11 protein-coding genes are annotated in these 12400 nt (G+C 45.4%); 9 read left to right on the forward strand and 2 right to left on the reverse strand.

Annotated elements, in window-relative coordinates:
* Window positions 1–33: 33 nt before the first annotated feature.
* Entirely contained in the window at window positions 34–930 is an 897-nt protein-coding gene (locus QVA83_RS04500; protein WP_014950185.1) for a LytR/AlgR family response regulator transcription factor, read from the reverse strand.
* A gap of 100 nt (window positions 931–1030) precedes the next feature.
* Between QVA83_RS04500 and QVA83_RS04505 the strand changes: the two genes are divergently transcribed.
* On the forward strand, window positions 1031–2353 hold the full coding sequence (locus QVA83_RS04505; RefSeq protein ID WP_287498160.1) for an acyltransferase family protein: 1323 nt from the start codon (window positions 1031–1033) through the stop codon (window positions 2351–2353).
* A gap of 188 nt (window positions 2354–2541) precedes the next feature.
* Here the strand turns inward: QVA83_RS04505 and suhB are convergent, their stop codons facing one another.
* On the reverse strand, window positions 2542–3318 hold the full coding sequence (gene suhB, locus QVA83_RS04510; protein ID WP_014950183.1) for an inositol-1-monophosphatase: 777 nt from the start codon (window positions 3316–3318) through the stop codon (window positions 2542–2544).
* Between the two features lie 255 nt (window positions 3319–3573).
* Between suhB and trmJ the strand changes: the two genes are divergently transcribed.
* The 8 genes from trmJ to sufC all read left to right on the forward strand — a co-directional run bounded on the left by trmJ (window position 3574) and on the right by sufC (window position 12276).
* A complete protein-coding gene (gene trmJ / locus QVA83_RS04515; protein ID WP_014950182.1) occupies window positions 3574–4338 on the forward strand; it encodes a tRNA (cytosine(32)/uridine(32)-2'-O)-methyltransferase TrmJ in 765 nt (254 codons plus the stop codon).
* Between the two features lie 5 nt (window positions 4339–4343).
* Window positions 4344–5168, forward strand: a complete 825-nt coding sequence (gene cysE / locus QVA83_RS04520; protein ID WP_014950181.1) for a serine O-acetyltransferase — start codon at window positions 4344–4346, stop codon at window positions 5166–5168.
* Between the two features lie 168 nt (window positions 5169–5336).
* A complete protein-coding gene (locus QVA83_RS04525; RefSeq protein WP_287498161.1) occupies window positions 5337–6791 on the forward strand; it encodes a flavin-containing monooxygenase in 1455 nt (484 codons plus the stop codon).
* A gap of 49 nt (window positions 6792–6840) precedes the next feature.
* Window positions 6841–7752, forward strand: coding sequence for an alpha/beta fold hydrolase (locus QVA83_RS04530; protein WP_061486183.1), 912 nt, complete (start codon window positions 6841–6843; stop codon window positions 7750–7752).
* A gap of 257 nt (window positions 7753–8009) precedes the next feature.
* Window positions 8010–8495 (forward strand): Fe-S cluster assembly transcriptional regulator IscR, encoded by a 486-nt coding sequence (gene iscR / locus QVA83_RS04535; protein ID WP_014950178.1) that lies wholly within the window; start codon window positions 8010–8012, stop codon window positions 8493–8495.
* Between the two features lie 18 nt (window positions 8496–8513).
* Complete coding sequence (locus QVA83_RS04540; protein ID WP_061486181.1) at window positions 8514–9680, forward strand: IscS subfamily cysteine desulfurase; 1167 nt, start codon at window positions 8514–8516, stop codon at window positions 9678–9680.
* A 394-nt stretch (window positions 9681–10074) separates the two neighbouring features.
* Window positions 10075–11511 (forward strand): Fe-S cluster assembly protein SufB, encoded by a 1437-nt coding sequence (gene sufB / locus QVA83_RS04545; protein WP_014950176.1) that lies wholly within the window; start codon window positions 10075–10077, stop codon window positions 11509–11511.
* 3 nt (window positions 11512–11514) lie between these two features.
* Window positions 11515–12276: a Fe-S cluster assembly ATPase SufC gene (gene sufC / locus QVA83_RS04550; protein WP_014979831.1), complete on the forward strand. Its 762-nt coding sequence runs from the start codon at window positions 11515–11517 to the stop codon at window positions 12274–12276.
* Window positions 12277–12400 lie beyond the last annotated feature (124 nt).

The raw sequence follows: 12400 nt of genomic DNA on the forward strand, positions 1-12400 counted from the left end.
GGTTTTTTTACGCTTTATCAAAAGTGGAATTTACTATTGATTGGGGGCTAATGCTTGTTTCAGATCATCTTTATATCGCCTGGAAAGCGCTACTGATTGACCGTTATTGAGCATTATTGTTCCATCCCCTGTTTCTTCATAACTTATAGACACAATGGCAGGTATTCGCACTGCGTGCGACCGGTGCACTCGCATAAAGCCTTGATGTGCTCCTTCTTCACAAAACCGGCCAAGGGTATAACGCAAGGGGTAAACGCCCACGTGAGTATGAAGGTTAATGTAGTTTCCTGAGGCTTCTACTCGCTGTATGTCAGTGACTTGAACCAAAAACTCCTTATTGAGCTTTTTCACCAATAAATAGTCAGGTAAGGTGCTGGCCACGTTGTCATTCGTTATCTGTGATGTGTCGCGTGTAATAGGTGATGCTTCACCAATTAAGCGTTGATAGCCAAACCGTGCAATATAGTAAAAAGTAATCAGAGTAATATAGCCCCATACATCCTTTCGATATTCGTAGATGAACTCATTGAGCCATATCCCAAAGTCATAATTGCGTTCAGAGAATAAATAGACGAGCTTTCGAAATGCTACCATTAATGATACATGGGCTACTGAAAATAAACTGGCGAAGGCAAAATGCCATCCAAGCCATGTCGCTCCCACTTTCACCTTCTGATCGAGTATACGTATAGCGATAATTAATGGGATGACGAGCAAAGCGGTGCTCAAAGCACTCGAGTATTCCCAAACGTACGGCTCCCAAAGTGCTACGCTGTTATTGTCGCTTCGAGAAAATTCAGTCCAACTAGACGCAGCATTGATTGAATTGTTTATAAACAAATAGGCTGTAAGCAAAACAAATGCAGCGTATTTATGTTTTGATTCAGAATCCCTAAGAAACTGACTCCATTTTTCATCCCAGTTATTCACCGCTTAACCCTTTTTCCCTTAATTCTCGTCACTTAGGCGTTTGCTGTCAGACGTCTATCACATTAGATGCAACATGTTAGTTAAGCACTATTGAATAGGAGTGAGGACATTGACGCAAGCATATGTTGATCAGGAAGCAACGTTTGTTAACAGAACTTCAAAGGGGGAGGCGAGAGAGAAGGCCGTGGTCGAGAGTCCTGTCACTCAGCGTTATTTCGAGTTGGATGCGCTGCGTGTCATCGCATTTGGTGTACTCATTTTTTATCACATCGGAATGTATTACGTTTTAGAGTGGGGCTGGCATATAAAAAGCGACGTGCAATTTCCACTACTACAAGACGTGATGATATTGACCAACCAATGGCGTATGTCTTTATTATTTTTGATCTCTGCCATGGTATTTACCGTCGTGCTGCGCCGCGCTTATGGCCAAACGACCTCTCGCTGGCGTGTATCCCTTTCACTACTGGGGAAGAGGGCGTTGCGGATATTAATTCCTCTTGTATTCGGTATGTTTGTTATCGTCGCGCCACAAGTTTATGTAGAGTGGACAGTAAGCGGAGCACTAGCCATGCCGTTTAGCGAGTTCTACGTTGCTTACATTAATCCAAATACTGACTTGTTTATCGACAAACAATCGGTAATTGGCTTACTGACGTGGAATCACCTTTGGTTTTTACCTTACCTTTTTGTGTATAGCGCTTTCATATTGCTGTTTTTCCCGCTTATCAGATTTGTGGAAGTAAGGGCGTTGAGAGTACTCGATAGTTTGGCGCTGTTTAGCGTGTTAGTGGTTACGATCATGACTGCCATATGGCTGGAGCTACGAGTAGCATATCCCACGTCTCACGACTTGCTTAATGATTGGTATAGTCATGCAAAGTACTTTTTTGTGATGCTGGTAGGTATTGTGATTGTGCTTAGAACCGCATTGTATGCTGCAATTATGAAATCCCGTCACGTAAGCTTAACCATTGCGATAGTACTTTACAGCGTCATAATTTTAGACCGGCACGACTTGCTAGGCCCTACAGGGCAGTTAATGGAGTCGTCGCCTGGGTTTCGTGTTTTGGTTGGTGTAATCGTTGTACTTAATCACTGGGCATGGTTGGCAGCAATATTGGGGTTCGGTCGAAAATATTTGTCTAACCCGAGTAAGGTGGTGAGCTATTTGAACAAAGGCGTGTTGCCTTACTATATGGTGCATCAAACGATAATCGTGGTGGCGGCGTTCTTTTTGAGCTCCCGTGTATCGTCGACACTCGGAGAATTTATTTTAATAACGCTAATAACCGTTGTGGGGTGCGCACTGACATACGAAGTCGCCAAGCGCTTTTTAATACTTAGATTTTTATTTGGCCTAAAGTTAAACACCAGTCCGCATAGCTCATTAGCCACTCAGCGAGAGGTAAAATGTTCGTAATCGCGGTGTGTTACCGCAGGTATAACGAAACCAATAAGTGAGAAAAAGAAAAAGGCGCTATGTCACGTCATTCGTGTCATAGCGCCTTTACTGTTTAACTGTGCTTGGTTTATCGGCTCAGTTTATGTGCTTACGAGCGATTTATTTAAGCTGCTTTTACTTAAGATGCTTCTTATTTAAGGTGCTTCTTACTTAAGATGCTTCACTAAGCCTTGAACAACCTTCACGCTACCAGCAACAATTTCGCCTTTGTGAAGCGGGTCGTTTCCGCCTTTAAAGTCTGTTACCAATCCGCCAGCTTCACGAACAATAAGCTCACCTGCTGCGATATCCCAAGATTTAATGCCGCGCTCCCAGTAACCGTCGTGGCGGCCAGCTGCAACGTAAGCAAGGTCTAGCGCTGCACTACCCGCGCGGCGAATGTCGCCCACTTCGTGGAAAATCTTGTTTAAGCTTAGTGCATACTCGCCAAACTGAGATTTGTTCTTAAACGGTAAGCCAGTAGCAATAATGGTTTCAGAAAGGTCACGAGGCTTAGAAGCACGAATACGATAACCATTAAGCTGCGCGCCTTGACCACGGCTCGCGGTGAATAGTTCGCTGCGAATTGGGTCGAAAACAACCGCTTGATCTAAGCGACCTTTGTGAAGAAGTGCAATTGAAACGGCAAAGTGAGGAATGCCTTTTACAAAGTTAGTGGTGCCATCTAGTGGATCGATGATCCACTGATAATCAGTTTCTGTGCCCAACACTTCACCCGATTCTTCACCTAGGAAGCAATGGTTCGGGTAAGACTGCTGAATTTTGGCAATAATTGCTTGTTCTGCTTCTTTATCAACTTGAGTAACGAAGTCGTTTAAGCCTTTTGACTCTGTTGCTACTTCATTATGTTTTTCAAAACCACGAACAATAACTGTTCCAGCCGCACGCGCAGCGCGCACCGCAATATTCAGCATAGGATGCATAGATAAACCACCAATTGTAAAAGACCAATGAAAAAAACTAACTGTACAAAAAATAGCTAGTTGTTTTCGAAAACGGGCGGAGTCTACCAGAATCTATGCGCGATGCAAATGAAATCCCAGCACAATAGCGTGAATAGCCATCTATACTGCCGCTGTGTTAAACTTCACGCTATTAAGGTCTGTAAGATAGCACGCCAAAAGCGCGTATTATCGAATTAAAGACGCTATCCAAATAAGTACGTAGGTATTACACGCATGCTCGAGAATATTCGCATTATTTTAGTTAACACGTCTCACACGGGAAACATCGGCTCGACAGCAAGAGCGATGAAAACCATGGGGCTGAGCAGCTTATATCTTGTCGACCCAGTAAATGAGCCAGACGGCCAAGCAAGTGCATTGGCGGCAGGGGCTGGTGATGTGCTTGCTAACGCGAAAATTGTAAGCACGCTGGAAGAGGCAGTTAAAGACTGTGGCTTGGTAGTAGGGACGTCTGCACGCTCTCGCACTCATTCATGGCCTATGTTAGGCCCGCGCGACTGTGGCGAAAAGCTGGTCCAAGAAGTAGAAAAGTACCCGGTAGCCTTGGTGTTTGGGCGTGAGAACAGTGGTTTAACTAATGAAGAGCTGCAGCAGTGTCACTTCCATATGTGTATTCCAGCCAACCCTGAATACAGCTCACTTAATTTAGCAGCAGCAGTGCAAACCCTTTGTTATGAAATTCGCATGGCCTATCTAAATCGCGAAACATATCCAAGTGTTGAGGAAGAATATCCACTGAATGACGATTTAGAGCGTTTTTATACGCATTTGGAAACCACGCTGGAAGGCACGTCGTTCATTCGCAAAAGTCACCCGGGTGTGGTTATGACTAAGCTGCGCCGCTTGTTTAACCGAGCGCGCCCTGAGTCTCAAGAGCTTAATATATTACGCGGTATATTGGCGTCTATCGATAAATCGGTGAAGAATGCTAACTCTGGCGATGCAGACCCTGCACCAGCGATAGAAGAAAAAGAGTAAACACTATGTTCGCCCGTATAAAAGATGATATTCAAGGTGTATTTCATCGCGACCCAGCGGCCAGAAACACCTTTGAAGTGCTAACCAACTACCCTGGACTTCATGCAGTGTGGCTGCATCGCATTAGTCACAAACTATGGAAGGCTGAATGGAAATGGTTGGCACGCAGTTTATCAACCTTTAGCCGTTGGCTTACGGGGATTGAAATTCATCCTGGTGCCACGTTAGGACGACGGGTATTTATCGACCACGGTATGGGTGTGGTCATTGGTGAAACTGCAGAAATTGGCGATGATGTCACCCTTTACCACGGCGTTACTCTTGGAGGCACTAGCTGGAGAGCAGGTAAGCGCCACCCAACCCTTAAAAAAGGCGCTGTAGTTGGGGCTGGTGCTAAAGTGTTAGGGCCTATTATTATAGGTGAAAACGCTAAAGTAGGGTCTAACTCTGTGGTCGTAAAAGATATTCCTGATGGCGCTACGGCGGTGGGAATCCCGGGTCGTATCATTATCTCGAAGCAAAAAGAGATGAATGCGTCGGTAAACCCCGAGCGAGATAAAATTGCCCAGAAGTATGGTTTTGATGCCTATGCTGTCGCGCCAGATAACCCTGATCCTGTGGCCAATGCGATGGGCATAATGCTAGAGCACATGCACCAAATGGACACCAAAGTGGAAGAGATGTGCAAGGTCATTCAGTCACTAGGTGGCGATGTGTGTACCGATAATTTACACAATATTAGCGCTGAAGATTTCGCAGAAACGGGTTTCGACCTAACGGAAACCCAAGAGCGAGAGAAGGCTCATTCTTCTTTCGACCCCGCTATTTAACTCTAATTCCGCATACTATTTTCGGGTGCTAAGGCCGAGAACCTTCACCCTTATATAGTAAATATTCACAAAGGCTTGTTTTTACACCACATTAACAAGCACATTGACTCATGCATAACTCCAACATACATTGAGATGAAAGGTTGATCATCACTTTTCAGGGACGTTATGCAAGAAACAGCGCCATTACTCGACGTACTAATTGTTGGAGCCGGAATTTCGGGTATCGGCTGCGCCTACCACATTCAAAAAAAATGTCCTGACCTTTCATATTCTATTATAGAAGCCCGCGGTGATTTGGGCGGCACATGGGATTTATTCAAATACCCGGGAATACGCTCAGATTCTGATTTATTCACCTTTGGCTACGAATTCAAACCTTGGAAAGAGAAAAAGGCCATTGCTGATGGTCGTTCAATAAAGGCTTATGTAGAAGAAACCGCGGCTGAAAACGGTATTAAAGAGCACATACGTTTTTTAACTCGTGTGGTAGATATAGATTGGCAAAGCGATAAACACTATTGGCGGGTTACGTTAAAGTCAGAAGAGAGTGGGCGGCATGAGCACATTGCCGCCAGATGGATATTTAACGCTTCGGGTTATTATCGATACGATAAAGGTTATGCACCACATTTCAAAGGGCAATCACAATTTAACGGTCAGATTGTACATCCACAGCATTGGCCTGAAGATCTGGATTACGAAAACAAACGCGTCGTGGTAATCGGAAGCGGTGCAACGGCGGTAACGCTGGTTCCCGCACTAGCGAAAAGCGCATCGCACGTGACTATGCTGCAAAGAACGCCATCCTACGTATTGCCTGTGCCCGTAGATGATCCAATCGCAAAACATTTACGCGCGTGGTTTAGCGAGGATACAGCGTTTAAAGCTGCGCGTTGGTTTAACATAGCGAAACAGCGTTGGGTGTACGTGTTTTGTCAGCGCTTTCCGCATCGTGCGCGCAAAATAATACGCAGTCTTAATGCAAAAATGTTACCCGAAGGATATCCAGTAGATATACACTTTAACCCACCTTACAATCCTTGGGAGCAGCGACTGTGTGCAGTTCCGGGTGGAGATTTATTCGAGTCAATTTCGAAAGGTAAGGCGTCGGTTGCAACAGATACTATAGATACGTTTACTGAAACGGGCATTAAACTTGATTCGGGCCAGCATATTGAAGCAGATATTATAGTAACAGCCACTGGATTAAACCTTCTGCCTTTAGGAGGGATAGTGCCAAAAATTGATGGTGAAGCTGTTTCGCTTCCAGAATGTGTTACGTATAAAGGTATGTTACTCAGTGGCGTGCCTAATTTTGCTATTGCGGTGGGCTATACAGCTTCATCGTGGACACTAAAAATTGGCCTTCTATGTGAACATTTCACGCGATTGCTCAATCATATGGAAGAGCACGGCTTTACACAGTGTACACCTGTAGCAGACCCAAATATGGAAACACAACCGTTGCTAAACTTTGGCGCTGGCTACATCCAACGCTCTTTAGAACAGTTGCCACGTCAAGGCATGCAGTTTCCTTGGTCTATGTCGTTCAATTATGCACAAGACGTGAAAATTTTTCGGAAAGGCCGTGTAGACGATCCAGCGCTTAAGTTTGAATAGAAATTTTAATAGACGCACACTTACTTTTATTAAATCACGAGAGCTTTAAATGAGTTTAGCCCAGCATCATGAGCAATACGTAATGCTTAAAAGCGGTGATAGGTTTTGCTATGCCGAACATGGTGTCGGAAATACCGACACCATTGTACTTATTGTGGGTTTAGGTCTTCAGTTGGTTTATTGGCCAAACGCGCTTATTGAGCGTTTAGTTGCTAGTGGATTTCGCGTTATTTGCTTTGACAATCGTGATGCAGGAAGGTCAGTACGCAGCGGCACACCGCATCCCAGCCTATTACAGCAGTTAAGAGGAAGGTCGCCGAAAGGTGCATATGGACTTGAACGGATGGCTGAAGATACTGCACAGTTGTTAGAGGCGCTAAATATATCAAGCGCACATATCGCAGGAATGTCTATGGGAGGGATGATTGCACAGACTCTTGCAAGTCTGCATCCTGAAAAAGTGATATCTATGACGTCTATTTTCTCGACGACAGGGAATCGCCGCGTAGGGCAACCCTCTTATTCAACGCTATGGCGAATGGCAAGAGCTAAAGCGCCAATGAACGAAAAAGACGCAGTAAAAAACTATCAGGCAATGATGACGCATATTGGCGATGTAGCTGCAAACGGAGCCGTAAACCAATGGCATCAGTACGCGCGTTTGGCATGGCAGCGCAATGGTGGCAAAAGTGATGCAAAAGCGATGTTCCGGCAAATCGGTGCTATTATGAAATCCGGGGACCGAACGCCAATGCTTCAAAATGTCAAAGCTCCAACATTAGTGATTCACGGAGATGTTGATCACATGGTGCATCCCAGTGGCGGTGTTGCAACAGCCAGAGCTATATCAGGTGCTAAACATCAAGTGTTGCGTGGGTTGCGCCATCAAATTGATACCGTTCAATCACATCGGATAGCAGACAGTATTCTTGCTCATATTCACTTAAATGCAAACAAATAGCGTTTATGGTCGACGTTATCATTCATTTGCAGAATAAACGATTTCTTAGCATTTAGCGTAGAAGTAACCACGCAAATTTGGCACCTACTAGCGTCTATTAGTGCTTATTTGGATCGGGCTAAAATGAAACGAAAGCCTTGATGTACAAAAGCGATTACTCGAATCAATAATACCTGACTAATTTACTAGGTCTTATACTTGACCATTTTAGTCGGGTATGTGAAAATTCCCGCACTATAAAACGGCGGGAGAATCCAATGAAACTCACTTCGAAAGGGCGCTATGCGGTTACCGCAATGCTTGATGTCGCTTTGCATTCAAAGCGTGGTCCAGTGCCTCTTGCCGACATTTCAGAACGACAAGAAATTTCTTTATCTTACCTTGAACAGCTTTTTTCTCGATTGCGTAAAGAGCAATTAGTAGACAGTGTTCGTGGGCCTGGCGGCGGCTATTTGTTAGGCCGTGAAGCAAGCAAAATTGCGATAGGCGAAGTCATTCGCGCCGTCGACGAGTCCATTGATGCGACACGTTGCCAAGGACAAGCAGACTGTCAAGGCGGCGATCGCTGCCTAACGCACAGCTTGTGGCAAGACCTAAGTGATCGCATTGCGGCGTTTTTGAATTCAATTACGTTGGGCGAGTTAATGGCAAAGCGTGATGTGCAAGAGGTAGCCGACCGTCAAGACGGTAATGCATCACTTCGTCATATCACCAAAGATATCGAAGTTAGTATTCAACTTTAAATTGGTATTGAGTAACGCATGGCTTTATCAACACCCATTTATTTAGATTACGCAGCAACAACACCGGTAGACCCGAATGTGGCCGAGGCAATGGCAAAATGCCTAACGCTGGATGGCAACTTTGGTAACCCAGCTTCTCGTAGCTATCGCTTCGGCTGGATGGCAGAAGAAGCGGTTGATGTTGCTAGAAATCAAATCAGCGACGCGCTTAATTGCGACCCTAGAGAAATTGTTTTTACTTCGGGGGCCACTGAATCGAACAATCTTGCTATAAAAGGCGTCGCCCAAGGTTATGCCAATAAACGCAAACATATCATTACCGTTAACACCGAACATAAAGCGGTGTTGGATACCTGTGAGTTCTTACAAAGCCAAGGCTTTGAGGTTACCTATCTTGAAGTATTGCCAAACGGTTTAATTGATTTAAATGATCTCAAAAACGCGTTGCGCGACGACACTATTTTGGTGTCGGTGATGCATGTGAACAATGAACTTGGTGTTATCCAAGACATTCAAGCTATTGGCCAGCTTTGTCGTGACAAAGGCATTCTTTTTCATGTGGATGGTGCGCAAAGTGTGGGCAAAATTGCCATTGATTTAGGCGAGCTTCCTATAGATTTGCTGTCTATATCGGCGCACAAGATATACGGCCCGAAAGGTATGGGGGCACTATATGTGCGTCGCCGTCCCAAAATTAATCTGGTGGCACAAATTCATGGCGGGGGCCACGAGCGCGGCATGCGGTCGGGTACATTAGCCACCCACCAAATTGTTGGAATGGGTGAAGCCATCGCGCTAGCTTCTTCAAAAATAGAAGAGGATAGTGCGCGCATATTAGCGCTGCGTGAATCGCTGTGGCAGGGCCTTCAACAGCTCGACGATATCTATTTAAATGGGCACGCAACACAGCGTATCCCGGGTATTTTAAATGTGAGCTTTGCGGGTGTAGACGGTGAAAGCTTGATGATGGGTTTAAATGATATTGCTGTATCTTCAGGGTCGGCGTGTACATCAGCGAGTCTAGAGCCCTCGTATGTGCTGAAAGCGATTGGCCGAAGCAACGAATTGGCGCATGCAGGAATTAGATTCAGCGTGGGGCGTTTTACGACCCAAGAAGACATCGATTACGTAATACAAAAAGTAGTGGATGTAACCACAAGACTACGCCAAGCGGTTTCAGCATAAACGCCTATACCGTCGTTGAGCGCGGTTTTTTGTAGTAGGCAAAGCGTAGTTAGTGTTAGCGCATTCTTTTTTATTTTAGTGAATGTGGAAGAAAATTAATGCGCGTTTGAAGGAAATTGACCTTTAAGCAGCGTTTAAAACGCGTAAGTGGCCATAAATTAATGGCTGAATATTTGAGTGAAATAGTCGGGTATTATATACTACGGCACCAAAATTTTAGGCTGTCCGCAATGTAACTGGCAGTTTTGGCAACTCTTTTGGGCGTAAACCCAAATAAATGACGTTGTTGAAGTTGAAAGTCGATATAAATTACCAAGACCGTGGGGTGATTTATTTGCCAGTTAAATAGAAAGGTTAGTGGCAGCAAATGCAGGCAAACAAGTGAGATCCCAACATGAGTGAACAGATCGAACAGGCGTTAGAAAGAAAGTACGATGCGGGTTTCTATTCAGAAATCGAATCGGAAACGTTTGAAAGCGGCCTGGACGAGTCGGTTATCCGCCGCATATCAGCAATGAAAAACGAGCCTGAATGGATGCTTGAATGGCGTTTGAAGTCTTATCATGCATGGCTAGAAATGGAAGAGCCTGATTGGGCGCATGTCGACTATCCGAAAATCGATTATCAGGCCATTTCTTATTACTCGGCACCAAAGAGTATGAAAGATAAACCTAAGTCGCTAGATGAAGTTGACCCTGAGCTACTTCGCACCTATGAAAAGCTGGGCATTCCTCTACACGAGCAGGAAATGCTGGCAGGCGTCGCGGTAGATGCGGTATTCGACTCGGTATCGGTTGTAACTACGTTCCGCGATAAGCTTGAAGAAGCGGGAGTGATCTTTTGCCCAATTTCTGAGGCAGTACAGAAGTACCCAGACCTTGTAAAGAAATACATTGGTTCGGTAGTGCCGCGCACAGATAACTATTTTGCTGCGCTTAACAGCGCTGTATTTACTGACGGTTCATTTGTCTATATTCCAAAAGGCACACGTTGCCCAATGGAGCTTTCTACTTATTTTCGTATTAACGAAATGAACACCGGTCAGTTCGAGCGTACCTTGATTGTTGCTGATGAAGGCAGCTACGTAAGCTACCTTGAAGGTTGTACTGCACCACAGCGAGATGAAAACCAGCTGCATGCGGCAGTGGTTGAACTAGTGGCAATGGATGATGCGCAGATTAAATACTCAACGGTACAGAACTGGTACCCAGGTGACGAGAACGGTAAAGGCGGTATCTACAACTTCGTGACAAAACGTGGTGTAGCGCATACCAATGCGAAAATCTCGTGGACGCAGGTTGAAACCGGCTCTGCGGTTACGTGGAAGTACCCAAGCTGTGTACTTAAAGGCGACAACAGTGTAGGTGAATTCTATTCAGTAGCGCTAACGCGCGGTCGCCAGCAGGCTGATACCGGTACTAAGATGATCCACGTTGGTAAAAACACCAAGTCGACCATCATCTCTAAAGGTATTTCAGCGGGTAACAGTAACAATGCCTATCGCGGGCTGGTTCAAATGGGCCCTCGCGCCGACGGAGCACGTAACTTCACCGAGTGTGACTCGCTACTTATCGGTGACAAATGTGGCGCGCACACATTCCCGTATATCGAAAGCCGTAACCCTTCAGCCATTGTTGAGCACGAAGCAACAACATCGAAGGTGAGCGACGAACAATTATTCCTGTGTCAGCAACGTGGCTTAGACACAGAAAAGGCCGTTTCTATGATTGTTAACGGTTTCTGTAAAGAAGTATTCAAAGAGCTGCCAATGGAATTTGCCGTAGAAGCCGGCAAGCTGCTCGAAATTAGTCTTGAAGGTTCAGTGGGGTAATCAATGCTTAGTATCAAGAATTTACATGCCAGCGTGGAAGAGAAAAACATCATAAAAGGTCTTAACCTTGAAGTTAAACCTGGTGAAGTACACGCTATCATGGGCCCCAACGGAGCCGGTAAAAGTACACTAGGCTACGTCCTATCTGGTCGTGACGGCTACGAAGTAAGCGAAGGCGAAGCCACGCTTAACGGTAAAGACCTATTAGAGCTTGAAGTAGAAGAGCGTGCCCGTGAAGGCCTTTTCCTTGCGTTCCAATACCCAGTTGAAATTCCTGGCGTAAGCAATATGGAATTCATGAAAGAGTCAGTTAACGCTATGCGCGAACAGCGCGGCGAAGCGCCATTAACAGCTGCTGAGTTTTTAAAGAAAGCAAAAGAAGCGTGCAAGCAGGTACAGCTTCCATTGGATTTCTTGAAGCGCGGTGTAAACGAAGGTTTCTCTGGTGGTGAGAAGAAGCGTAACGAAATCATGCAAATGATTTTGCTAGAGCCAAAGCTTTGTATTCTAGATGAATCAGACTCAGGCCTTGACGTTGATGCACTTCAGGTTGTTGCCGATGGTGTTAATAGCCAGCGCGACGGTGAGCGTAGCTTCATCGTTGTTACCCACTACCAGCGTCTTCTAGACTACATCAAGCCTGACTTTGTTCACATTCTTGCCGACGGCAAAATTGTGAAAAGCGGTGACGCGTCACTAGCGCTAGAAGTTGAGAAGAGCGGATACGCATTCCTAGGTAAAGCGTACGAGGAGGCTGAAGCATGAGTCAATGGCTAGAACAGGTCATTGATGCGGCGCAAATCTCCGATTACTTAGCGCCCGTGCGTCAGCAGGCCTTAGAAAAGTTAAAAGCTGATGGTTGGCCAGCCCGTAGAAACGAAAGCTGGCG

Source organism: Alteromonas sp. AO-Serp, from assembly GCF_017849675.1.
GTDB classification, from domain to species: Bacteria; Pseudomonadota; Gammaproteobacteria; order Enterobacterales; family Alteromonadaceae; genus Alteromonas; species Alteromonas macleodii.

What these genes read in the sequence shown, in the direction of transcription:
- suhB (WP_014950183.1), bottom strand. Translation starts at nt 3,318, where the DNA reads ATGCATCCTATGCTGAATATTGCGGTGCGCGCTGCGCGTGCGGCTGGA.
- trmJ (WP_014950182.1), top strand. Translation starts at nt 3,574, where the DNA reads ATGCTCGAGAATATTCGCATTATTTTAGTTAACACGTCTCACACGGGA.
- cysE (WP_014950181.1), top strand. Translation starts at nt 4,344, where the DNA reads ATGTTCGCCCGTATAAAAGATGATATTCAAGGTGTATTTCATCGCGAC.
- QVA83_RS04525 (WP_287498161.1), top strand. Translation starts at nt 5,337, where the DNA reads ATGCAAGAAACAGCGCCATTACTCGACGTACTAATTGTTGGAGCCGGA.
- QVA83_RS04530 (WP_061486183.1), top strand. Translation starts at nt 6,841, where the DNA reads ATGAGTTTAGCCCAGCATCATGAGCAATACGTAATGCTTAAAAGCGGT.
- iscR (WP_014950178.1), top strand. Translation starts at nt 8,010, where the DNA reads ATGAAACTCACTTCGAAAGGGCGCTATGCGGTTACCGCAATGCTTGAT.
- QVA83_RS04540 (WP_061486181.1), top strand. Translation starts at nt 8,514, where the DNA reads ATGGCTTTATCAACACCCATTTATTTAGATTACGCAGCAACAACACCG.
- sufB (WP_014950176.1), top strand. Translation starts at nt 10,075, where the DNA reads ATGAGTGAACAGATCGAACAGGCGTTAGAAAGAAAGTACGATGCGGGT.
- sufC (WP_014979831.1), top strand. Translation starts at nt 11,515, where the DNA reads ATGCTTAGTATCAAGAATTTACATGCCAGCGTGGAAGAGAAAAACATC.